The sequence below is a fragment of the Streptomyces sp. NPDC051563 genome (assembly GCF_044454225.1).
In the GTDB taxonomy this organism is placed as follows: Bacteria; Actinomycetota; Actinomycetes; order Streptomycetales; family Streptomycetaceae; genus Streptomyces.
This window is the reverse complement of record NZ_JBITDL010000025.1, coordinates 1-22,387: the sequence shown is the minus strand read 5'-3', so window position 1 is coordinate 22,387 and position 22,387 is coordinate 1. Positions and strand designations below refer to the sequence as shown.

21 protein-coding genes and 1 rRNA gene are annotated in these 22,387 nt (G+C 72.0%); 3 read left to right on the top strand and 19 right to left on the bottom strand.

Features of this window, described 5'->3' with window-relative positions:
- Window positions 1-54: 54 nt before the first annotated feature.
- The 9 genes from ACIA8F_RS27295 to ACIA8F_RS27255 form a co-directional block, all read right to left on the bottom strand.
- Complete coding sequence (locus ACIA8F_RS27295) at window positions 55-327, bottom strand: DUF1876 domain-containing protein (RefSeq protein WP_399382627.1); 273 nt, start codon at window positions 325-327, stop codon at window positions 55-57.
- A 502-nt stretch (window positions 328-829) separates the two neighbouring features.
- A complete protein-coding gene (gene hemB / locus ACIA8F_RS27290) occupies window positions 830-1,831 on the bottom strand; it encodes a porphobilinogen synthase (protein WP_399382625.1) in 1,002 nt (333 codons plus the stop codon).
- A 244-nt stretch (window positions 1,832-2,075) separates the two neighbouring features.
- Window positions 2,076-3,440: an ankyrin repeat domain-containing protein gene (locus ACIA8F_RS27285; protein ID WP_399382623.1), complete on the bottom strand. Its 1,365-nt coding sequence runs from the start codon at window positions 3,438-3,440 to the stop codon at window positions 2,076-2,078.
- Between the two features lie 51 nt (window positions 3,441-3,491).
- Window positions 3,492-4,775 carry a HEAT repeat domain-containing protein gene (locus tag ACIA8F_RS27280; RefSeq protein ID WP_399382621.1) on the bottom strand — a complete coding sequence of 428 codons (1,284 nt, stop codon included), beginning with the start codon at window positions 4,773-4,775 and terminating at the stop codon, window positions 3,492-3,494.
- A 73-nt stretch (window positions 4,776-4,848) separates the two neighbouring features.
- Window positions 4,849-6,516, bottom strand: a complete 1,668-nt coding sequence (locus ACIA8F_RS27275) for a uroporphyrinogen-III synthase (RefSeq protein WP_383953994.1) — start codon at window positions 6,514-6,516, stop codon at window positions 4,849-4,851.
- Window positions 6,513-7,481, bottom strand: a complete 969-nt coding sequence (gene hemC, locus ACIA8F_RS27270; RefSeq protein WP_399382619.1) for a hydroxymethylbilane synthase — start codon at window positions 7,479-7,481, stop codon at window positions 6,513-6,515. Before hemC ends, ACIA8F_RS27275 begins: the two co-directional genes overlap by 4 nt.
- A complete protein-coding gene (locus ACIA8F_RS27265) occupies window positions 7,478-9,253 on the bottom strand; it encodes a glutamyl-tRNA reductase (RefSeq protein WP_399382617.1) in 1,776 nt (591 codons plus the stop codon). Before ACIA8F_RS27265 ends, hemC begins: the two co-directional genes overlap by 4 nt.
- Complete coding sequence (locus ACIA8F_RS27260) at window positions 9,250-10,068, bottom strand: redox-sensing transcriptional repressor Rex (protein ID WP_399382615.1); 819 nt, start codon at window positions 10,066-10,068, stop codon at window positions 9,250-9,252. Before ACIA8F_RS27260 ends, ACIA8F_RS27265 begins: the two co-directional genes overlap by 4 nt.
- A 273-nt stretch (window positions 10,069-10,341) precedes the next feature.
- The gene (locus tag ACIA8F_RS27255) at window positions 10,342-10,620 is read right to left on the bottom strand and encodes a glutaredoxin family protein (protein WP_399382614.1); all 279 of its coding nucleotides are present in this window, start codon (window positions 10,618-10,620) and stop codon (window positions 10,342-10,344) included.
- Window positions 10,621-10,736: 116 nt separating this feature from the next.
- Here ACIA8F_RS27255 and ACIA8F_RS27250 point away from each other — a divergent pair, with 116 nt between their 5' ends.
- The 3 genes from ACIA8F_RS27250 to ACIA8F_RS27240 all read left to right on the top strand — a co-directional run bounded on the left by ACIA8F_RS27250 (window position 10,737) and on the right by ACIA8F_RS27240 (window position 14,411).
- Window positions 10,737-11,753 carry an HAD family hydrolase gene (locus ACIA8F_RS27250; RefSeq protein WP_399382612.1) on the top strand — a complete coding sequence of 339 codons (1,017 nt, stop codon included), beginning with the start codon at window positions 10,737-10,739 and terminating at the stop codon, window positions 11,751-11,753.
- A 361-nt stretch (window positions 11,754-12,114) separates the two neighbouring features.
- On the top strand, window positions 12,115-12,933 hold the full coding sequence (locus ACIA8F_RS27245) for an ECF subfamily RNA polymerase sigma factor, BldN family (RefSeq protein ID WP_266905839.1): 819 nt from the start codon (window positions 12,115-12,117) through the stop codon (window positions 12,931-12,933).
- A gap of 269 nt (window positions 12,934-13,202) precedes the next feature.
- Window positions 13,203-14,411, top strand: a complete 1,209-nt coding sequence (locus ACIA8F_RS27240) for a DUF5667 domain-containing protein (protein WP_399382610.1) — start codon at window positions 13,203-13,205, stop codon at window positions 14,409-14,411.
- A gap of 78 nt (window positions 14,412-14,489) precedes the next feature.
- Here the strand turns inward: ACIA8F_RS27240 and ACIA8F_RS27235 are convergent, their stop codons facing one another.
- The 10 genes from ACIA8F_RS27235 to rrf form a co-directional block, all read right to left on the bottom strand.
- Window positions 14,490-15,488 (bottom strand): lysophospholipid acyltransferase family protein, encoded by a 999-nt coding sequence (locus ACIA8F_RS27235; protein ID WP_399382609.1) that lies wholly within the window; start codon window positions 15,486-15,488, stop codon window positions 14,490-14,492.
- Window positions 15,488-16,543, bottom strand: a complete 1,056-nt coding sequence (locus tag ACIA8F_RS27230) for an NAD-dependent epimerase/dehydratase family protein (protein WP_399382607.1) — start codon at window positions 16,541-16,543, stop codon at window positions 15,488-15,490. The genes ACIA8F_RS27235 and ACIA8F_RS27230 overlap by 1 nt, the downstream gene beginning before the upstream one ends.
- A 95-nt stretch (window positions 16,544-16,638) precedes the next feature.
- Window positions 16,639-16,737: a 30S ribosomal protein bS22 gene (locus ACIA8F_RS27225; RefSeq protein ID WP_003948845.1), complete on the bottom strand. Its 99-nt coding sequence runs from the start codon at window positions 16,735-16,737 to the stop codon at window positions 16,639-16,641.
- Between the two features lie 142 nt (window positions 16,738-16,879).
- Window positions 16,880-17,089, bottom strand: coding sequence for a helix-turn-helix domain-containing protein (locus ACIA8F_RS27220; protein WP_162688852.1), 210 nt, complete (start codon window positions 17,087-17,089; stop codon window positions 16,880-16,882).
- Window positions 17,090-17,203: 114 nt separating this feature from the next.
- Window positions 17,204-18,034, bottom strand: a complete 831-nt coding sequence (locus ACIA8F_RS27215; protein WP_399382605.1) for a phosphatase — start codon at window positions 18,032-18,034, stop codon at window positions 17,204-17,206.
- A gap of 189 nt (window positions 18,035-18,223) precedes the next feature.
- The gene (locus ACIA8F_RS27210) at window positions 18,224-19,375 is read right to left on the bottom strand and encodes an acetoin utilization protein AcuC (protein ID WP_399382770.1); all 1,152 of its coding nucleotides are present in this window, start codon (window positions 19,373-19,375) and stop codon (window positions 18,224-18,226) included.
- The gene (locus ACIA8F_RS27205) at window positions 19,347-20,576 is read right to left on the bottom strand and encodes an MFS transporter (protein WP_399382603.1); all 1,230 of its coding nucleotides are present in this window, start codon (window positions 20,574-20,576) and stop codon (window positions 19,347-19,349) included. Before ACIA8F_RS27205 ends, ACIA8F_RS27210 begins: the two co-directional genes overlap by 29 nt.
- A gap of 59 nt (window positions 20,577-20,635) precedes the next feature.
- Window positions 20,636-21,340 carry an HAD family hydrolase gene (locus ACIA8F_RS27200; RefSeq protein ID WP_399382601.1) on the bottom strand — a complete coding sequence of 235 codons (705 nt, stop codon included), beginning with the start codon at window positions 21,338-21,340 and terminating at the stop codon, window positions 20,636-20,638.
- A gap of 80 nt (window positions 21,341-21,420) precedes the next feature.
- Window positions 21,421-22,194 carry a nucleotidyltransferase domain-containing protein gene (locus ACIA8F_RS27195; protein ID WP_399382599.1) on the bottom strand — a complete coding sequence of 258 codons (774 nt, stop codon included), beginning with the start codon at window positions 22,192-22,194 and terminating at the stop codon, window positions 21,421-21,423.
- 107 nt (window positions 22,195-22,301) lie between these two features.
- Window positions 22,302-22,387: ribosomal RNA gene (rrf, locus tag ACIA8F_RS27190) — 5S ribosomal RNA — on the bottom strand; the annotation flags it as partial.

Sequence of the window (22,387 nt, the reverse complement as noted above, 5' to 3'; positions counted from 1 at the left end):
GCACGGACGGGCGCGGTACGCCGGCACGGCGCACCGCGCCCGCAGCTCGGCACATCAGTGGGTCAGCGGATACGAGTGCCGGCCCGTCGCCTCGTCGATCTCCGTGTGGGCCTTCTGCAGCATCTGGGACGCGATGTCCATGAGGGCACGCGCACCCGCGATCTCCTCCCCGACCCGCAGCTGCTCCGGGTCGGAGGGATGACGCATGGCATAGCCGTGCGCCCGTATCTCGGAGCCGTCCCCGAGCCTGACCAGGGCCGCCGCACTGGTGCGGTCGCCCTCCTCGGTGAATTCCAGCTCCACATGCCACCCGACGAGCGTGGACATGATCCATCACCTCCAGGGGGTCACCCTGCCTCCAGGGTGCGCCTGTGGGGGAGGCGATGCGAATCGGGGTGGGGGGTGGGGTGGGGTGGGTGGGTGGCTGGCTGGCTTGGGCTGCGGGTTGGGCGGGGGCGTTGACAGGGTCCGGGGGGAGCCCGGCAGTCCAGTGTCCTTTCGGTGCGGGCCGGTCCCTCAAGGGCGCTCCTTCGTCGCGTCGCTTCGCGATGGCCTTCGGCCACCCTTGACCGACCGGCCCACCCCGAAACGCCACAAGACTTCCGGGATCCCCCCGGGGAACGGCCGGGAGGGAGGAGTGGGGAGGAGCGGCCTCGTCGGAGATGCGCAGCCCTGCTCGGCTGGATGGGCATCCACGCACGGCCCCGGCAGGACCGTGACCTCGGCCGGTACGGACGCGCGGGGCGGTCAGAGCATCCAGGGCCGGGCGTCTGGACACCCTTCCCGTGACCGTCGACCGCCACCCAGAGCGACCGGCCGGCGTCAGCTGCTACCGCTCCGACCGCAGCCACTGGGCGACCTCGGTCGCCCAGTACGTCAGGATCGTGTCCGCGCCCGCCCGCTTGATGCCGAGCAGGGTTTCCAGGATCGCCCGCTCGCGTTCGATCCAGCCCTTCTCCGCCGCCGCCTCGATCATCGCGAACTCGCCGCTGATCTGGTACGCCGCCACCGGGACGTCCACCGCCTGCGCGACCCGGTAGAGGATGTCGAGGTAGGGCCCGGCAGGCTTGACCATCACCATGTCGGCGCCCTCCTCCAGGTCGAGCGCGAGCTCGCGCAGCGACTCCCGGGCGTTCGCCGGGTCCTGCTGGTAGCTCTTGCGGTCGCCCTGGAGCGAGGAGGCGACGGCCTCGCGGAAGGGGCCGTAGAAGGCGGAGGAGTACTTGGCCGTGTACGCGAGGATCGAGACGTCCTCGTGGCCCGTCTCGTCGAGCGCGTCGCGGATGACGCCGACCTGGCCGTCCATCATCCCGCTCGGGCCCACCACGTGGACGCCCGCGTCGGCCTGTACCTGCGCCATCTCGGCGTAGCGCTCCAGCGTCGCGTCGTTGTCCACGCGGCCGTGCTCGTCGAGCACCCCGCAGTGGCCGTGATCGGTGTACTCGTCCAGGCACAGGTCGGACATGATGACGAGGTCGTCGCCGACCTCCGCCTTCACGTCGCGGATCGCGACCTGCAGGATCCCGTCCGGCTCGGTGCCCGCCGTGCCCCGTGCGTCCTTGTTCTCGTCGGCCGGCACGCCGAAGAGCATGATCCCGGAGACCCCGGCCTCGACGGCCTCCACGGCGGCCTTCCGCAGCGTGTCCCGGGTGTGCTGGACCACGCCCGGCATCGCCGAGATGGCGAGCGGCTCGCTGATGCCCTCCCGGACGAACGCCGGGAGGATCAGGTCCGAGGGGTGCAGCCGGTACTCCGCCACCATCCGCCGCATCGCCGGGGTGGTGCGCAGCCGACGGGGCCGCGAGCCGGGGAAGGATCCGTACGTGCTCATCTTCTAGTCGCCTCTTCGAGCTTCGACAGCAGTCGGGACCAGCCTAGGGGGTGTCTTGTCGATCAGGCCGGGTCAGGGAGCGGGGTCTGGTGCCGTGCATCGCAAGGCGGAGGAGGGAGTCGACGCGAATGGGGTCTCCCCTGCTCGAGCGGAGCCGAGAGCTTGGGGAAGTCGGCGAGTGACGACAACGCGGCGAGGCGCGGTGCCAGACCCCGCGAGCCCGGCCTGATCGACAAGACACCCCCTAGGCCCCGGCCCCGGGCCGCCCCGCACCGTTGCGCTGCTTCCAGTCCCAGAGGCCGTTCGCCCGGTGGTCGGACGGGTGGAACGGTCCGAGTTCCTCCGCCCTCGCGTACGCCCGCGGGGTGTCCGGGTGGTCCCGCAGGGCCAGTCCGTAGGCGCCGAGCAGCCGGGGCATCGTGTCGTCCGCGTCCAGGAGGGACAGCAGCAGGTCCGTGGCATCGGCCGTGCGGTCGCCGGATTCCCCCAGGCGCTCCGCCGCCGCCAGCCTCATCGGGCTCCGCGGGTCGCGGACCAGGTCGCGGATCACGCCGTGCATGGTGTCCACGTCCTGCCGGGACGCCAGAAGGCTCAGGGCGGCGCAGTACCGCACCTCGTCGTCGGGGTCGCCCGCCAGGAGCAGCAGGGCCTCGTACGCCGCGCCCGTGAACGGCCCGCCATCGGGCCGGCCCATGCAGTCCACCGCCCGCAGGCGCACCCCGGGATCCGGATGGGCGGCGTACCTCAGGCCGAGGGAGTCCAGCCTCGGGTGGGCCACGTCGTGCTCGGTCAGGGCCCACAGCACGAGCGCGAGCACCTCGGGGTCCGCCTCCACGTCCGCCCAGTCGGCGAGGAGTTCCCGGTCCTCGTCGCCGTACGGATACGCGTCGGCCCCCAGGCACCACTGCCGGGTCAGCAGCCAGTCGGCGGCGAAGCGGCGGTGGACCGGGGACGGGTGGTGCCGCAGGGCCGTCACCACCTCCCGGCTGCCCTCCGCCAGGCGGTCCTCCAGCCGGAACCTGGCCGCAGACCAGTCCACGTGGGAGGAGTCGGTGTGCCGGACGGCCCGGGCCACCAGTTCCTCCAGGGGGATCTGCACAGCGAACACCCCCTCCAGGGTGGTCAGTACCGCGCCGTGTCCCGCGCGCACCGTCAGCCCGCCGAGCGTGATCTGCTCGACCAGGACCCACGCCTCCTCGACCGTCGAGATGTGCGCCGGACCCGCCGCCCCCGTCAGCCGCCGCAGCTCCGCCTCCGCGCCCGCCCCGTGCCACCGCCGGGCCGCGTCGAGCAGCCGTGTGCGCTCCGCCTCCGGCAGGCGCTCCCCCGGGTCGGGGAGGTCCTGGGACCACAGCAGCGCCCCGACGACCGCCCGGGAGCCGCTCTCGACGGCCCGCAGCAGCGGGGTCGTACCGTCCGGCAGCACCCGGTCCGGATCCGCGCCGGCCTCCACGAGCGCCTCGGCCGTCTCGTACGCGTACGCCGCCACCGCCGCGCACAGCGGCGGCAGTCCGTCCTCGTCCGGGGCGTCCGGATCCGCACCGCCCGCCAGCAGCCTCCATACCGCCTCCGTGTCGCCCGCCCGTACCGCGTCCCCCAGTGCCGTCATGCCCGGAACATGCCACACGGGCCGGGAAGGCACCACGGCATTAGGCGGACGCTACGAGGGGCCGGGGTCGGGCCGGTTCCGGAACTCCCACCGCCACAGCCCGGCCAGCCGGTGGTCGTTCTCGTAGCCGGGGCCCAGCGGGCCGACCTTCGCGTAGGCCTCCGGCGTGCGCGGGTCGTCGCGTACCGCCAGGCCGTGGGCCGCGCTCAGCCGGACGTCCTGATCGGCCGAGTCGAGGCACCGCACCAGCAGCTCGGCGACCTCCGGCACAGCGCGGGTGACGGACCCGAGGCCACGAAGGGTCCGGCGCACGACCTCCGGGTCCGGGTCCCGCAGCAGGTCCGGCAGGAGTGCCAGGTCCTCCTGTTCCGGGTGCTCGCCGGCCAGCACCCCGGCGGCAGCGGCCCGCACCTCGCCGTCCTCGTCGCGGCACAGCTCCCGCAGCGCCCGCCGCACCTCCGCAGACAGCACCCGCGGCACGTCCACGGCCACCCAGTGGTCGAAGAGACCCGGCACCCAGCGCCGCACCCCCGGGTCCGGATGCCCGGCGCGGCGCAGGCCGATGGCCTCCCGGGTGGCCACCTCCGCCTCACCCAGGGCTTCCAGCACCCGGGCCAGTACGTCCGCGTCCGTCTCCTCCGCCTCCCACTCGACGAGGATCCGGTGGCACTCCTTCTCGTACCAGCCCGCGTGCGCGGTGTCGGCCCACCCCCACAGCCGGTACCGGATCACGTCGACCACGAACCCCCGCCGCACCGGATCCGGGTCGTGCCGGAAGGCCACCGCCTCGGCCCAGGTCTGTGCGCTGACCCGGCTGTTCAGGACGTGGAGCGAGGCGTTCTGGTCCACGTGGTCCCGGCGCGGGGACCGGACCCCGCGGGCCACCAGTTCCGCCACCGGGGCCAGGATGCGGAACTCCCACTCCAGGTCGGTCAGGACCGCTCCGTGTCCGGCCCGTACGCTCCGCCCGCCGAGGGTGATCTCCGGGACGCTGTCGTACTCCGAGTCCGTCACCCATGCGACGTCCGCCGGTCCCGCCGCCCCGGTGAGCCGCCGCAGCTCCGCCTCCGCGCCCGCCTCGTACCAGCGCCGGGCCGCGTCCAGCAGCCGGCCCCGCTCCGCTTCCGGCAGCCGCTGCCGGGCGTCGTCGCCGAGCAGCGCCGTCACCAGCGCCGGGGAGCCGCCCTCGACGGCCCGCAGCAGCGGGGTCGTACCGTCGGGCAGCACCCGGTCCGGGTCCGCGCCGGACTCGACCAGGGCCGCGGCCGCCTCGTGGTCGTACGCCGCCACCGCCGCGCACAGCGCCGCAGCCGCTTGATCGGGATCCGTCGTCACGGCCCGAACATGCCACAGGGCCCGGGTGCACATCGCACCCGGGCCCTGCCACCTAACACCTCTAACGCGCTCATCAGGTCGTACGACGCCTGCGCGCCCCCGGCCGCCGCTCGCTCGGCCGGTACACGCTCTCCCCGGCCTCCTTCGCGGCCTCGCGGCGCGCGGCCCCGTACTCCGCCAGGGCCTCCGCCAGCTTGCTCACGCTCGGCTCCGGCGACAGCACGTCGACCCGCAGCCCGTGCTCCTCGGCCGTCTTGGCCGTGGCCGGGCCGATGCACGCGATGACGGTGACGTTGTGCGGCTTGCCGGCGATGCCGACGAGGTTGCGCACGGTGGAGGACGACGTGAAGAGAACGGCGTCGAAACCGCCGCCCTTGATCGCCTCCCGCGTGTCCTGCGGCGGCGGCGAGGCGCGCACCGTCCGGTAGGCGGTGACGTCGTCGACCTCCCACCCGAGCTCGATGAGCCCGGCGACCAGGGTCTCGGTGGCGATGTCGGCGCGCGGCAGGAAGACCCGGTCGATCGGGTCGAAGACCGGGTCGTACGGCGGCCAGTCCTCCAGCAGTCCGGCGGCGGACTGCTCGCCGCTGGGCACGAGGTCGGGCTTGACGCCGAACTCCACCAGCGCGGCGGCGGTCTGCTCGCCGACGGCGGCGACCTTGATTCCGGCGAAGGCACGGGCGTCGAGCCCGTACTCCTCGAACTTCTCCCGCACGGCCTTGACCGCGTTCACCGAGGTGAAGGCGATCCACTCGTACCGGCCCGTCACCAGGCCCTTGACCGCCCGCTCCATCTGCTGCGGGGTGCGCGGCGGCTCCACGGCGATGGTCGGCACCTCGTGGGGCACCGCGCCGTACGAACGCAGCTGGTCGGAGAGCGAGGCTGCCTGCTCCTTGGTGCGCGGCACGAGCACGCGCCAGCCGAACAGCGGCTTCGACTCGAACCAGGACAGTTCCTCGCGGCGCGCGACGGCGCCGTGCTCCCCGACCACGGCTATGACGGAGCGCGCGCCCTCCGGCGACGGAAGGATCTTGCCCTGCTTGAACACCTGGGCGATGGTCCCGAGGGTCGCGCTCCAGGTGCGCTGGCGGGTCGTCGTACCGGCCACGGTCACGGTGAGCGGGGTGTCGGGCTTGCGCCCGGCGCCGATCAGCTCGGACGCCGCCGCCGAGACGGTCTCCAGCGTCGCGGAGACGACGAGGATGCCGTCGCTGGCGCCCACCTCGCTCCAGCAGCGCGGGGAGGCGGTCCGCGCGTTCACGAACCGCACGTCCGCACCCTGCTTGCCGGCCAGCGGAACACCGGCGTACGCGGGCACGCCGACGGCGGTCGCGACACCGGGGACGACCTCGAAGGGGATGCCGCCGGTGGCGCAGGCGAGCATCTCCTCGGCCGCGTTCCCGTCGAGCCCGGGGTCGCCGGTGACGGCACGGACGACCCGCCTGCCGGAGCGCGCGGCCTCCATGACAAGATTGGCGGCATCTCGGATGACCGGGACTCCGGCGGCTGCTGACTTCTCGTCAGCAATCGTCAGCTGTGGCGTGTCCACCCCCGCGCGCGCATGCGTACGTACGACCTCGAGCACCTCGGGCTCCGCGATCAGTACGTCCGCGGCGGCCAGGGCCTCCACGGCGCGCAGCGTCAGCAGTCCCGGGTCGCCCGGGCCGGCACCGAGGAAGGTGACGTGCCCCTGGACGGCGACGGACGGAAACGCGGAGGTGGTTGGGCTTGTGGGGTTCAAAGCGACCGCTCCCCCATCAGACCGGCCGCGCCCTTGGCCAGCATCTCGTCCGCGAGTTCGCGGCCGAGCGCCATGGCCTCGTCGTACGACTGGGGCACGGGACCGGTGGTGGACAGCTGCACCAGCGTGGAACCGTCGAGGGTTCCCACGACTCCCCGCAGGCGCATCTCATTGACAATCTGCCCGTCGGCCAGCAGGTCGGCGAGCGCGCCCACGGGGGCGCTGCAGCCGGCCTCCAGGGCGCCGAGCAGGGCGCGTTCGGCGGTCACGGCGGCCCGGGTGTACGGGTCGTCGAGCTCGGCGAGCGCGGAGATCAGGTCCGTCTCGGACGCCAGACACTCCACGGCCAGGGCACCCTGGCCGGGCGCGGGCAGCATGTTGTCCACGGAGATCAGGTCGGTGGCCTCGTCGCCGCGGCCGATCCGGTTGAGCCCGGCGGCGGCCAGCACGACCGCGTCGAGCTCACCGTCGCGCACGAAGCCGATCCGGGTGTCGACGTTGCCGCGGATGGCGACGGTCTCGATGACCTTCCCCAGCGAGCGGGCGTACGCGTGCAGCTGCGACCTGCGGCGCGGCGACCCGGTGCCGATGCGCGCACCGTCGGGCAGCTGCTCGAAGGTCAGGCCGTCGCGGGCGACGAGCGCGTCGCGCGGGTCCTCGCGCTGCGGCATCGCCGCGATGACGAGCTCGTCGGGCTGCGTGGTGGGAAGGTCCTTCAGCGAGTGCACGGCGAAGTCGACTTCACCGCGCACCAGGGCCTCGCGCAGGGCGGTGACGAAGACGCCGGTGCCGCCGATCTGCGAAAGGCTCTCGCGGGACACGTCACCGTAGGTCGTGATCTCCACGAGCTCGACGGGCCGGCCGGTGATCGCCCGTACCGCCTCGGCGACATGCCCGGACTGGGACATGGCCAGCTTGCTGCGCCGCGTGCCGAGCCTCAGCGGCTGGTCGAGACGTGGATTCATGATGCCCGTCCTGAGTCGTGGTTCTTGTCAGCCTCGTCGGCCCGGCTGACGGAGGCCACCGTCTGCGGGTCGAGATCGAAGAGTTCGCGCAGCGCCTCGGCGTACCCGGCGCCGCCGGGCTCGCTCGCGAGCTGCTTGACGCGCACGGTCGGCGCGTGGAGGAGCTTGTCGACGACGCGCCGGACGGTCTGAGTCACTTCAGCCCGCTGCCGCTCGTCGAGATCGGGTACCCGCCCGTCGAGCCGTGCCACTTCCATGGCGACGACCTCCGCGGCCATGGCGCGCAGGGCGACCACGGTGGGCGTGATGTGCGCGGCGCGCTGGGCGGCCCCGAAGGCGGCCACCTCCGCGGCCACTATGGCGCGTACGGCGTCTACGTCGGCGGCCATGGGCGCGTCGGCGGACGCCTCGGCGAGCGACTCGATGTCGACCAGCCGCACCCCGGGGATCCGGTGCACGGCGGCGTCGATGTCGCGCGGCATGGCCAGGTCGAGCAGCGCGAGCCGGACCGGCTGCGCGTCCAGCCGGCTCCGTACGCCCTTGCGCGGCTGCTGCCGCTGCGCGGCGGCCTCGCCCTGGTCGGCCCAGGTCCCGTGCAGCTCCAGCGATCCGGCGTCCACCCCGGCCAGCGCGGCCCGCCCGTCGGCGGTCCGCCCCGGGTCGGAAGCCAGCGCCTCGAGCCCGACGGGACACCCGTCCCGCTCCTCGACGACCACCTTGCTCCGCACGGCCCCGGCATCGGCGATCCGCCGCCCCTCACCCGCGAGCACGGCAAGCCGCGCCACGAGCGCGGCGTCGGCCACATCCAGCCCCGCCGGCGTGTGAGGCGCAGGGGTCCGGGGACTGGTCCCCGGCAACGGCGCCGCACCCGCATCGGGTCCGGGGCGAAGCTCCGGCGAACGGTGGAAGGGCGGGTAGGGGACAGCCCCCGCAGGGCGCTCCTCCATGGCCACGGCCACGTCGTCCCCGGTCAGCACCAGCCCCGTCGCCCCCGTACAGGACACGACGACGTCGACCCGCGCCAGCTCATCCGCGACACCGGACATCGCAATGGCCGAAGCGGCCACCCCGGTGCCCGAGGCAACCAGAATCTCGGCCAACCGCTCCGCCCGCTCGGCGGTCCGGTTGGCGACCACGACCTCCGCGACACCCACCCGCGCCAGCGTCGCCGCGGCCAGCGAGGACATCGACCCGGCCCCGATGACGAGCGCCCGCTTCCCCGCGGCCCACTCCTCCACCGGCACCCGCACGGCGAGCTGCTCCAGACCGAAGGTCACGAGCGACTGCCCCGCCCGGTCGATCCCGGTCTCGGAGTGCGCCCGCTTGCCGACGCGCAGCGCCTGCTGGAAGAGGTCGTTGATCAGACGGCCGGCCGTGTGGAGCTCCTGCCCCAGCGCCAGCGCGTCCTTGATCTGCCCGAGGATCTGCCCCTCGCCCACGACCATCGAGTCCAGCCCGCACGCCACCGAGAACAAGTGGTGGACGGCCCGGTCCTCGTAGTGCACGTACAGATAAGGAGTGAGCTCCTCGAGAGCCACCCCGCTGTGCTGCGCCAGCAGCGTCGACAGCTCGGCGACACCGGCGTGGAACTTGTCCACGTCGGCGTACAGCTCGATCCGGTTGCAGGTGGCGAGCACCGCCGCCTCCGCCGCCGGTTCCGCGGCGAGCGTGTCGTGCAGCAGCTTGACCTTGGCATCGGCGGCCAGCGAGGCCCGCTCCAGCACGCTCACGGGCGCGCTGCGATGGCTCAGCCCAACGACGAGCAGACTCATGCCGGCATCACCGCCGGAACGTCCCCGTCGGGTCCGCCCTTCCGCGCGACGGCGGCGGCCCGTCCGGCGGGCGGCACGACGGCGGCGGCGGGAGCCGCCCCGGTGCCGGTGCCCGCGGCGGAGCCTCCGGCGGCAGCGGCGGCGGCCGCTTCCTCACCGGCCTTGCGCTGCTCGTGGAAGGCCAGGATCTGCAGCTCGATCGACAGGTCGACCTTGCGCACGTCGACGCCCTCGGGCACGGACAGCACGGTGGGCGCGAAGTTCAGGATGGAGGTGACACCGGCGGCGATGAGCCGCTCGCTGACCTGCTGGGCGGCGCCCGCAGGGGTCGCGATGACCCCGATGGAGACGCCGTTCTCCTCGATGATCTTCTCCAGGTCATCGGTGTGCTGCACGGGCATCCCGGCCACCGGCTTGCCGGCCATGGCCGGATCGGCGTCGATGAGCGCAGCCACGCGGAAGCCGCGCGACGCGAAACCGCCGTAGTTGGCCAGGGCGGCGCCGAGGTTTCCGATGCCGACGATGACGACGGGCCAGTCCTGGGTCAGCCCGAGCTCGCGGGAGATCTGGTAGACGAGGTACTCCACGTCGTAACCGACCCCGCGGGTCCCGTAGGAACCGAGGTAGGAGAAGTCCTTGCGGAGCTTCGCGGAGTTGACTCCGGCGGCCGCGGCCAGCTCCTCGGAGGACACCGTGGGCACCGATCGCTCGGAGAGCGCGGTGAGGGCGCGCAAGTACAGCGGAAGCCGGGCGACAGTGGCCTCGGGAATACCTCGGCTGCGGGTCGCCGGTCGGTGAGTTCGGCCAGTTGCCACGATGCTCCTGCGGGATGAGCGGGGCTGCAGGTGGCCACTTGTCCCAGGACCACCCCGTCGAATGCAGGCTATGTCTTTGTGAACGCGTGCACAAAGATTGTGTCCGCTTTGTCCGACCAAAGTGACCGGGGTCACGCGCCTTGGGCGTATGGACCGGGAACCGGCGACACGCCGAACCCGTTCAATTCCCGAAGGGGGCAAAACGGTACACACTCCTCACCAATACGCCCCCGAGACCCCATAAATCGCCCATGATGGTAACCGCCCGACGGCTCAAGCCCGCAATGCCCGTCGGAGCCGGTCAGGGTTCACCCTCCAGAAGGTGTGCTGTTCACCGTCCACCAGCACGACCGGAATCTGCTCCCAGTGCAGGCGGTACAACTCCTCGTCCTGCGAAATGTCCTTCTTCTCCCACTGTGCGCCCGTCTCGGCGCAGACCTTCTCGACGACTTCCTGGGCGTCATCACAGAGATGGCACCCCGGCTTCCCGATGAGCGTGACCAACCGCTCCTCCGGACGCTTCTTTTCGGCACGGCGCAGCAAAGGGCTCATGCCCCCATTCTCCCGCGCCCGCACGCCGACCGGCCCGGGTCCGACGCGGTGAAGAGTTCACACCCCCGACTCCCATCGGTTCGGGAACTCCCGAACACAGTGGCTATGCTCGCGTCATGGCCGCTCTGGGATGGCTCACCCCCCGTAGGCGCTCCGCCACCGCGCGGAGCGTGCTGGCAGGCGAGGCCTCGGCCGAGGCCGCCCGCAAGTCCGCACTGGCCGACGATCTGCTCGACGGCCCGGACTTCCCCGCAGCCGCCGAAGCGGAACGCGCGGCGCAGGCGGAGCCGGAGGCTCCACTGGAGCTCGCCGGGGCCGATGAGCCCGAAGAGCCCGCCGAAGCCGAGTTCCCCGTCGCCGGCGACGACCTGGCCGCCGCCTTCTTCGACCTCGACAACACCGTCATGCAGGGCGCCGCGATCTTCCACTTCGGCCGCGGCCTCTACAAGCGCGAGTTCTTCCGCCGCCGCGAGCTCGCCCGCTTCGCCTGGCAGCAGGCCTGGTTCCGGCTGGCCGGGGTCGAGGACCCCGAGCACATGCAGGACGCCCGCGACAGCGCGCTGTCCATCGTCAAGGGACACAAGGTCTCCGAGCTGATGTCCATCGGCGAGGAGATCTACGACGAGTACATGGCGGAGCGGATCTGGCCGGGCACCCGCGCCCTGGCCCAGGCCCACCTCGACGCCGGCCAGAAGGTCTGGCTCGTCACGGCCGCCCCCGTCGAGACCGCCACGATCATCGCCCGCCGGCTCGGCCTGACCGGAGCCCTCGGCACCGTCGCCGAGTCCGTGGACGGCGTCTACACCGGCCGGCTGGTCGGCGAGCCCCTGCACGGCCCCGCCAAGGCGGAGGCCGTCCGCGCCCTGGCCGCCGCCGAGGGCCTCGATCTCGCGCGCTGCGCGGCGTACAGCGATTCGCACAACGACATTCCGATGCTGTCGCTGGTCGGACACCCGTACGCGATCAATCCCGACACAAAACTGCGCAAGCATGCCCGCACCAACGACTGGCGCCTGCGCGACTATCGGACCGGCCGCAAGGCCGTGAAGATCGGCGTCCCGGCCGCCGCGGGCGTCGGCGCGATCGCGGGCGGCACCGCCGCCGCCATCGCCCTGCACCGACGCCGCAAGTAGCGCCTACCGGGCCCTGCCCGGCCTCCCGCGCCACCACGCCCGGCACCCTCCCCCGCCCGGCACATTCGCTCACCTCTACCCGCGCCCCCGGCGCGGCACTCCGCCCTGCCCCACTCGGTCGCGAGCCACCGTGGAAGCAGGCATTCCGCGCATCCAAGTGATCAAGAATCGATCACCATCTGTGCCTGAATATGCCCTCGACACGCAACAGAAGTGTCGTAACCGGTGATTTGAGCAACTGGGTGTAGCGCTGCCTGTACGAAGCGTTATTCTCCTCAAACGCATGCCACCGCCATCTGTCGCTACGACGGGTGAACGGTCCCGCACTGCACGTGATGGAAGCTCTGCCTCTGGGAGTCCCGTGTACCCACCTGTCGGGGTTGACGCCTCGGGCCTGGCTACGCTGCGCGCAACGGTCCTCGACCAGCTGCGCGGCTTCGTCCCCACCGCGTACACCGCCCCCGCATTCGCCACCGCGGTCCCCGCCGGACTCGGCCCGGCCGGTCCTTGCTACGCCCTGACCGACGGCGGGGCAACGGTGGGCAGACGCGGTCGCGCCGGCGGCTCGTCCGCCGGGGGCGCAGCCGCCGGGACCACCGCGCCCGCCGCCCGCCGTCCCACCGCGGACAGCGACCAGGCCCGCATGATGGACCTGGTCGAACGCGCCCAGGCCGGCGAGGCCGACGCCTTCGGCCGCCTGTACGACCAGTACAGCGACACCGTCTACCGCTACATCTATTACCGCGTCGGCGGCAAGGCGACCGCGGAGGATCTCACCAGCGAGACCTTCCTGCGTGCGCTGCGCCGCATCTCCACCTTCACCTGGCAGGGCCGCGACTTCGGCGCCTGGCTCGTGACGATCGCCCGCAACCTGGTCGCCGACCACTTCAAGTCGAGCCGCTTCCGCCTGGAAGTCACCACCGGCGAAATGCTCGACGCCAACGAGGTGGAACGGTCCCCCGAGGACTCCGTCCTGGAGTCCCTCTCCAACGCGGCCCTGCTGGAAGCCGTACGGAAACTCAATCCGCAGCAGCAGGAGTGCGTCACCTTGCGCTTCCTGCAGGGCCTCTCGGTCGCCGAGACGGCCAGGGTGATGGGAAAGAACGAGGGCGCGATCAAGACCCTCCAGTACCGGGCGGTCCGCACGCTGGCCCGCCTCCTCCCCGACGACGCCCGCTGACGCCGCCCCCCTCTCACATTCCGGTACCCCTCCCTGATGACCTTGATGACACCGACGACAGTGACGACACTGCCGATTCCCATGACGCTGTGGTCCGATCATCCTTCGTCCGTAACCCAAGTGCCGCGCCGCTCGTTGTGGGGAATGCAGGCTCCCTGTGGACAAGCCCTGACCGAAGCCGCTCACTCGAAAGTGTGGATGTGCTCAAGGAAGGCAACCTTCCGGACACCTTGGGGAGTCGATCGTCATGACGAGAGGAGGTGCCGCCAGTGATCGCGAACGTGACTCCGCACCGGCGGGCGAACGCCTTCGCCCAGGCCCTGGAGGAGCGGACCCCGTCCGACCTTTCGGAACCGGACCCGGCGGCCGAGCAGTCCGAGGCACCTGCCGAACCTGCCGACCACGACCGGTTGTTGGCCCTGGCGAGCGTGCTCGGCGAAAGAATGCCGCGCCCGGTGCTGGACCCCGAGGTCAAAGTGGTGCAAAGAGCCCAGCTCATTGCCGCCATGGAAGCCAAGGTGATGGAAGAGAGGGCCGCAGGCGGCGTGGCCGCCGACCCTCAAGTGCCCGAACAGCGGACCGGCCGCGGCGCCCACCGGGCGACCTCGCTCCGGAAATTGCGGCCCCGCTCCCGCTGGTCCAAGGGCATTGCGGCAGGCGGTCTCACCGTAGGTGTGGCCGCAGGGGCCTTCAGCGGAGTGGCCGCTGCCAGCACGGACGCCCTGCCGGGTGACCACCTGTACCCCGTGAAGCGGGGCATGGAGGACATCCGGCTCGGGATGGCCGACGGCGATTCGGACCGGGGCGAGCTCTATCTCGACCAGGCCTCGAGCCGCCTGTCGGAAGCCCGCCGGCTCATGGAGCGCGGCCGCCTCGGCGCGCTCGACCACGAGTCGCTCGGCGCGATCCGCCGAGCCCTCGCGGGCATGAAGCACGATGCCTCGGAGGGCCACCGGCTGCTCCAGGCCGCCTACGAACGGGACGGCTCGCTCGGCCCGATCCAGGCGCTGTCCTCGTTCTCCCGTTCACACCGGGACGCGTGGGCCAAGCTCCGGGGCAACCTCCCGGCGCAGCTCACGGACGTGGGCGGTGAGGTGGAGTCGGTCTTCCAGGCCATAGACCAAGACGTGGAGCCGCTCCAGAGCCTGCTCCCGAAGCCTCCGGAACAGACCCGCGGCTCCGGACCTTCCACGAAGCCGAGCGCCCCGGCGGGCAAGCAGCAGACGGCGCCCTCCTCGGGCAACCCGTCCGCGGCCCCGACGCCGTCGGCATCGGGTTCCCCGAAGTCTCCGCCCCCGGACGGCGGCGGCCTCCTGGGCGGCACGGGCAACCTCCTGAACCCGCCCGCGGGCCAGGGCCAGTCCACCCCGTCCGAACCGGCCGGCACTCCCACGCCCGCCCACCCGGACATCACCCTCCCGCCCCTCCTCCCCGGCCTGCTCCCGGGCCTGGGCATCAAGGCGGAGGACGCCGACTGACGACGAACGCCGGTGGGGCTGGACATCCAGCCCCACCGGCGTTCGTTCGCGTCGTGCCCGCCCGTCAGAACCCGCCCGTCAGAAGAAGACGGACCTCCGCTGCACCAGCAGCTTGTACAGCGTGTGCTGGATCTGCTCCCGCACCTGATCCGTCAGGTTGAACATCAGCATCGGATCCTCGGCGGCCTCCGCCGCGTACCCGTCCGTCGGGATCGGCTCCCCGAACTGGATCGTCCACTTCGTCGGCAGCGGCACCGCACCCAGCGGCCCCAGCAGCGGGAACGTCGGCGTGATCGGGAAGTACGGGATCCCCAGCAGCCGCGCCAGCGTCTTCGAGTTCCCGATCATGGGGTAGATCTCCTCCGCCCCCACGATCGAGCAGGGCACGATCGGCGTCCCCGCGCGCAGCGCCGTGGACACGAACCCGCCCCGCCCGAACCGCTGGAGCTTGTACCGGTCCCCGAACGGCTTCCCTATCCCCTTGAAGCCCTCGGGCATCACGCCCACCAGCTCCCCGGCCTCCAGGAGCCGCTGCGCGTCCTCCGCGCACGCCAGGGTGTGCCCGGCCTTCCGCGCCAGCTCGTTCACCACCGGGAGCATGAACACCAGGTCCGCCGCCAGCAGCCGCAGGTGCCGCTGCGCCGGGTGCTGGTCGTGCACGGCGACCTGCAGCATCAGACCGTCCAGCGGCAACGTCCCGGAGTGGTTCGCCACGATCAGCGCACCGCCCTCCTTCGGGATGTTCTCGATGCCCTTGACCTCGACCCGGAAGTACTTGTCGTACAGCGGCCGCATCAGGGACATCAGGACCTGGTCCGTCAGCTCCTTGTCGTAGCCGAAGTCGTCGACCTCGTACTCCCCGGTGATCCGGCGCCGCAGGAACGCCAGCCCGCCGGCGATCCGCCGGTCCCAGGCGTCGCCCGCCGGCTCCGTGACGGCCTCCACCACCGGCTCCGGCCCGACCGGCTCCGCGACGGGCGCGAGCGGCACCTCCGGCGCGACCCGCACCCGCCGGGCGGGCGAGGACCGCCGTCGCGGCCGGTCCTCGTCGAACGGAATGACCTTGGCGTCCGCCACTATCGCTGCGCTCCATCCATGTCCACGTCCAGCACCCCGGCCACCCGGTCCACGGCCCGCGCCACCCGGTCCGGGGGCAGCAGCCCGCCGCTCCGGCTCCGCGTGAAGTCGGCGAAGGTCTCGGCGGTCGTATACATCGGCTCGAATCCCAGCACCTCCCGCATCTGCGCGGTCTCCACGACCCGCCCGTGCGTGAGGAGCCTTATCTGCTCGGGCGAGAACTCCGTCGCCCCGACCGCCCGCAGCGCCGCACCCACCCAGGTCACCGCGGGCAGCAGCAGCGGCACCGTCGGCCGTCCCAGCCGCCGCGCGCACTGCGACAGCAGCAGCACCCCGTCGCCGGCGATGTTGAAGGTCCCGCTGAGCCCGCCGGGCCCGCTGGTCTGCGAGGCCAGCCGCAGCACGTCCAGTACGTCGTCCTCGTGCACGAACTGCAACCGCGGGTCGTAGCCCAGCACGGTCGGGATCAGCGGCATCGAGAAGTACTCGGCGAGCGCCGAGTCGGCGAAGGGCCCCAGGATGTTGGCGAACCGCAGCACGCACACCGCGACATCGGGCCGCCTGCGCGCGAAGCCGCGTACGTACCCCTCGACCTCGGTGGCGTCCTTGGCGAAGCCGGCGGTGGGCAGCGACTTCGGCTGCGTGGTCTCGGTGAAGACGGCCGGATCCCGCGAGGTGCCCCCGTACACACTGGTACTGGACTTGACCACGAGCCGCCGGACCGTCGGGGACTTCTGGCAGGCTCCCAGGAGCTGCATCGTCCCGATGACGTTGGTCTCCTTGACCGTGCCGTACGAGACGGAGCCCGCGCCCGTCCCCGCTCCCCCGGTCACCGCGAGATGGACCACCGTGTCCACGGCGTTCTCGGCCAGCACCCGGGCGATCGCCGACTGCCTGATGTCCGCACGGACGAACTCGGCCGAGCCGAGCCGGTGCGGCGGGGTCACCGCGTCGACCGCGATCACCCGCTCGACCTCCGGGTCCCGCTGGATCCGCCGCACGAAGCGGCCCCCCAGCTGCCGGGCAGCCCCGGTGACCAGCACGACCTTCCCCACGAGCTCAGCGCCTCCCTCGAAGAAGTCCCCCGGCTGCACCGCAGCCCCTCCACCAGAATGGTGGAGGGGCTGCGGTAAACACGTACAGCTGCCGTTTACTTCTTGTTACGGCGCTGGACGCGGGTGCGCTTGAGCAGCTTGCGGTGCTTCTTCTTAGCCATCCGCTTGCGCCGCTTCTTGATAACAGAGCCCACGACTACCCTCGCTCACTTCTCTTTATTCGGTGCGGGGCGTCGGGGCCCACACGACCTACGTCGGCCTAGCCTACCCGCCCGAGCTCTGAGCTTGTAATCCGAGTGCCCCCGAGGGGTAACCGCGCGCTCCCGGCCCTTGCCCTCAGGCCGATTCCACCCCCACGAAGGACTCGCGGAGGTACTCGTGCACCGCATTCTCGGGGACCCGGAAGGACCGTCCCACCCGGATTGCGGGCAGATGACCGTTGTGCACCAAGCGGTACACGGTCATCTTCGACACTCGCATCACCGAGGCGACCTCCGCCACGGTCAGGAACTGAACCTCACTGAGAGGCCTCTCGCCAGCAGCCATGACACACCTTGACCTTCCGCGCATGACGGGCACCGGCTTCCCCTCCGGTTACGCCCCGTCGTCGCACGCTCACTCCCCAGAGTAGGGGCGTGTGATACGAGTGGGGAAGAGGAGCTACGTCCACTCCTGACGAAGCGACAGACTCGCCCGATTGAGTACATAGCGAGTGAGCGGTCGGTAGTAGTCCGCACGCACCGCGTCATCAAGTGGAACCGCCACCGACACCTGCCCCTCGGCCTCCCCCACGAACAGAGCGGGATCATCGGTATCGGCCAGCCCGATCGCCTCCACACCGAGCTGACCTGCGCCGCAGACCCACCCGTGGTCCCCCACCACCAGCTCCGGCAACGGCCCGCCGGCCTCCGCCAGCGCCCCGAGCGCGATCCGAACCGGCAGCGGCGAATGGGAGTGTGCGCCGGTGTCACTCCCGTCCGGCCGCGCGCCGTCTTCCCGCACCAGTGCGACCCCTCGTACGTAATCGATGCGGTGCGTGCGTACGCCGAACCGGGTCTGCATGTCCACGGGTGCCCCCCGCGCCGGAGTGAGGACTTCACATCCCGCCGCCGACAACGACCCCGCCAAAGTGGCGTAGAAGCCCAGGAGCCGGTGCGGGTGACCGGTCCCGAACAGCACCGGCGCCCGGGCCGCCGCCACCGCCCGCAGCCGCTCCGCGAAGGCCTCCAGCCCCGCCACCGTCAGCTCCGGATCGATCGAGTCCGGCCCGCTGACGTGCGCGGGATCCGCCGAGACCCCGCACTTCTGCGCCATCAGCCGCAGCAGGTCCCCCTCGCCCCACCCCCACGCGGGATCCAGCCCCAGCAGCACCCGCGGGTCCCGCGCCGCGAACAGCCGGTAACTGCGCAGGCTTTCCTCCCGAGAGGTCGCGACGGGCCCGGCCAGGCGGGCGGCCAGCAGATGCGCACGCAACGCGCCGGTACTCAACACCCTCCCGATGCTCCCGCACCCACCCTGACGGCTCACCAGTTCCGGCCAATCCCACACCCGTTGGCGTAACCCCGGGCATGTTCAGCCGTCCGGCGTTTGAGGACCGGGGTCTGGGGCGGAGCCCCAGAAGCGGTCCGGGCGCAGCCCGGGGAACGGTGGAAGGGCGGGTAGGGGACGGCCCCGCAGGGCTCAGGCCAGCAGCCCGCGCAGCGGGAACACCGCCCGCCGGGTGGCCAGTACGGCCTGGTCGATCCGGTCCGCAGGGTCGTACCCGGCATCCCAGCTCCGCCAGTCGGGCACCCGCCCGTCCGTCATCCGCCCGGGCGCCAGCCCCCCCGTCCGCGCATACACCGCATCCCGCCAAGACCCCGGCACAGCCGTCTCCCCCGGAATCGGCCGATGCCCGGCGATCGCCACCAGATGCGTCCACGACCGCGGCACCACGTCCACGACGGCATACCCGCCCCCGCCGAGGGCCAGCCACCGCCCACCCTCCACCCAGGCGTGCGCCAGCTCATCGCACGCCTCCATCACCGCCCGCTGCGCGTCCAGCGACACCGCCAGGTGTGCCAGCGGGTCCTCGACGTGCGTATCGGCCCCGTGCTGCGTCACCAGCACCTGCGGCCGGAACTCCTCCAAGAGCTCCGGCACCACCGCGTGGAAGGCCCGCAGCCACCCCTCGTCCCCGGTCCCGGCGGGCAGTGCGATGTTGACCGCCGACCCTTCCGCCGCCGGCCCGCCCGTCTCCTCCGGCCAGCCCGTCTGCGGGAACAGCGTCCGCGGATGCTCGTGCATCGAGATCGTCAGCACCCGCGGGTCGTCCCAGAAAGCCGCCTGGACCCCGTCCCCGTGGTGCACGTCCACGTCCACGTACGCGACCCGCTCGGCCCCCAGCTCCAGCAGCCGGGCGATCGCCAGCGCCGCGTCGTTGTACACGCAGAACCCGGCCGCCCCGCCGGGCATCGCGTGGTGCAGCCCGCCGGCGAAGTTCACGGCGTGCCCGGCCTCCCCGCGCCAGATCGCCTCGGCCGCCGCCACCGACTGCCCGGCGATCAGCGCGGACGCCTCGTGCATCCCGTGGAAGGCCGGATCGTCCGCCGTCCCCAGCCCGTACGAACCGTCCGCGACCCCGGGGTCGGCCGACACCTCGCGCACGGCCGCCACGTAGTCCTCGCGGTGGACCAGCCGCAGCGTCGAGTCACCGGCCGGCCGGCCCGCCCGTACCTCCAGCTCCCGGTCGAGCCCGAAGGCCCGTACGAGGCCCATGGTCAGTTCAAGGCGCACCGGGTCCATCGGATGGCCCGGCCCGAAGTCATACTTCGTTACCGCCTCGTCCCACATCAACAGCCCGGTCACCGGTTCGCCGCTCATGCCGGACACCGTATCGGGCGGGCTCCGGGGCGAACGAGCGGGCGTAGAAAAGAGTGACGAGCACCAGCACCATCGGCACGAGCATCGCCCCCCGGTAGCTCCAGGCGTCGCCGATCCCGCCGACGAGCGGTGCTCCGATGAGGAATCCGACGTAGTTGAAGATGTTGAGCCGCGCGATGGCGGTGTCGGAGGAGTCCGGGAACAGCCGGCCCGCGGCGGCGAAGGTCTGCGGCACGATCACGCACAGCCCGAACCCCAGCAGGGTGAAGCCGAGCATGCCCACCCACGCCCCGGGCGCCACCGCGACCACGGCGAACCCGCCCGCCGCGACGACCGTCCCCATCCGGACGACGGCCACGGCCCCGAAGCGCCGCACCCCGAGGTCCCCGACGGCCCGCCCGAGCAGGGTGGTCACCATGTAGACGTTGTACGGGACGGTGGCCAGCTGCTCGGAGCTGCCGAGCACGTCCTGGAGGTACTTGGCGCTCCAGTTCGAGACCGTCGAGTCCCCGATGTACGCGCACGCCATCACCAGGCACAGCGGCAGCAGCAGCTTGAAGCCGCCCGGCCCGAGCCCCTTGGCGGCGCCGGATCCGGCCGTCTTGGCGTCCTGGTCCACGTAGAACCGGCTGGCGAGCAGCGCGAGCGGCAGCAGGACCACCACGGCGGGCACGTACGAGCTGAAGAGCGAGAGGTGCCAGTGCGCCCCCGCCCACGCGGCGGAAGCGCCCAGGATCCCGCCGAGGCTGTACGAGGCGTGGAAGCCGAGCATGATGCTGCGCCCGTAGGCGCCCTGCAGGCTCACCCCGAGCATGTTCATGGAGGCGTCGAGCGCCCCCACGAACAGCCCGAAGGCACCGAGTGCGAGTGCCACGTGCCACATCTCGCTGCCGGCGCCGACCCCCAGCAGGGCGAGCAGCACCAGGGGCTGTGCCCACCGCAGTACGGTGCTGGGCGCGACCCGCTTCACCAGGTGCTCGGTGACCACGCTGGACACACCGGCGAGGATCGGCACGGCGGCCAGGAACACGGGCAGCAGTGCGTCGGATATCCCGTACCGGTCCTGAATGGCGGGGATCCGCGTCACGAGCAGGGCGAAGGCCACGCCCTGCACGAAGAAACTGAACCCCAACGCCCCGCGCCCGCGGCGCAGCCGCACGTCTGCTGTCATGGCGGCTCAGCGTAGGCGCCGGTCCTACCGGTGGGTAGAGCGATCACATATCGATTGGGTCAGTGCGAGAACCCACCGCTGTAGCCGGTGTAACCGGTCTCGGAGCCGGCGCTCTCCGCCAGCCCCAGCAGCCCTGCGAGCTGGTTCATGTCGCCGAAGTAGCCGGTGGCGCCGGGCAGCCGGTCGGCCGGCACCATCGCGGTGTACCCGAACACGTCCATCCCGGCGGCCAGCGCGGCCTGGACGCCCAGCGGGCTGTCCTCGACCACCACGCACCGGCCGGGCGCCACACCCATCTGGTCCGCCGCGTGCAGGAACAGGTCCGGGGCCGGCTTGCCCTTGCCCACGTCCTCCGAGCTGAAGATCCACTCCTCCTCGAACCACTCGTCGAGCCCGGCCGCCCGGTGCCCGACCCGGATCCGCTCGTGGGTCCCGGAGGACGCGAGGCAGTACGCCGTCCCGCTCTCGACCAGGGCCGCCAGCACCCCCTCGACCCCGGGGACCGGCTTGAGCTCCCGCTCGAAGGCGGCGAAGGTACGGGCGTGCAGCGTGCTGTCGAAGTCGGCCGGCAGCGCCTGCCCGGTCCGCTCCCGCACCAGGTCGTGGACCCGGTGGACCGCGGCGCCCATGTAGTCGCGGAGCGACTCCTCGTACGAGGTCGGGTGGCCCAGCTCGGTCAGGTACCCGGCGAGGATGCTGTTGGCGAGCGGCTCACTGTCCACCAGCACGCCGTCGTTGTCGAAGATGACGAGGTCGTAGCCCATGCGACAACCCTACGAGCCGAAAGTGCCAATCCAACCGGACCCCATGCCGGGCATCCGCAGGACATCCAAAGAACCTGCGCTCACCCGGCCCGGTGCCCGGGAGCCGTCGCGACCGGGTCGACGGCGCCGGGCCAGGTCCTGCGATAGCCCTCGCGCAGCGGCCCGCCGACGAGGTCCAGTACCTCGGAGGCGGCCGCGGCCAACCCCGCCGGGTCTCCGGTCGCGCACACGTGCAGATGCCCGTCGAGCAGGGCCTTCCCGAGCCGCGGGTCCGCCTCCTCCAGCCGGCGGGGCAGCCACTTCCCGCCGCCGCTCCACGCCCGGCGGTGGTCGAAGAGCAGCTCGGCCGCCCCGGCAAGAACCACCCCGGCGACGGCCACCCGCTCGACGGGGTCCTCCGCGTCACCCAGATCGTCCAGGGCGTCCGTCAGCCCGTACCGCCTGCTCTCCACCGCATCTGCATCCCACACCGGCGGCCCGAGCCGCAGGACCGCCTCGGCCGAGGCCCGGGCCCGTCCCGCCTCCCCGTCCCGGTCCACCAGCACGACACCGCTCGCGTACATGAGGGGAAGCACCGCACGCCGGGTGGTGACGTCCGCGGCGAAGAGCTCGGCCAGCCCGGCCCGCGTGTGGACGAAGAGCTCCACCAGGCGCCCCTCGAACCGCAGCGTCTCCCGGTAGGTCTCTCCGCCGTCCTCGACGAGCACCGCGATGTCGAGATCGCTCGTGGACCTCGCCCTCCCCGCGGCCGAGGAGCCGGCCAGGATCACGGCAAGGGCATCCGGAAAACGTGCGCGGGCGATGCGTCGCGCCTGCTCGACGAGGTCTGCGGGGTCTGCGGGGTCTGCGTCCATGCCGGCAAGGATTCCACCGGTACCGAAGCACCGGCCAGCGATTTTTGCCCGTGAACGCAGAAAAGCCCCGTACCGGTTTCCCGGTACGGGGCTTTTCTACAATGATTGTTCGGCGGCGTCCTACTCTCCCACAGGGTCCCCCCTGCAGTACCATCGGCGCTGAAAGGCTTAGCTTCCGGGTTCGGAATGTAAA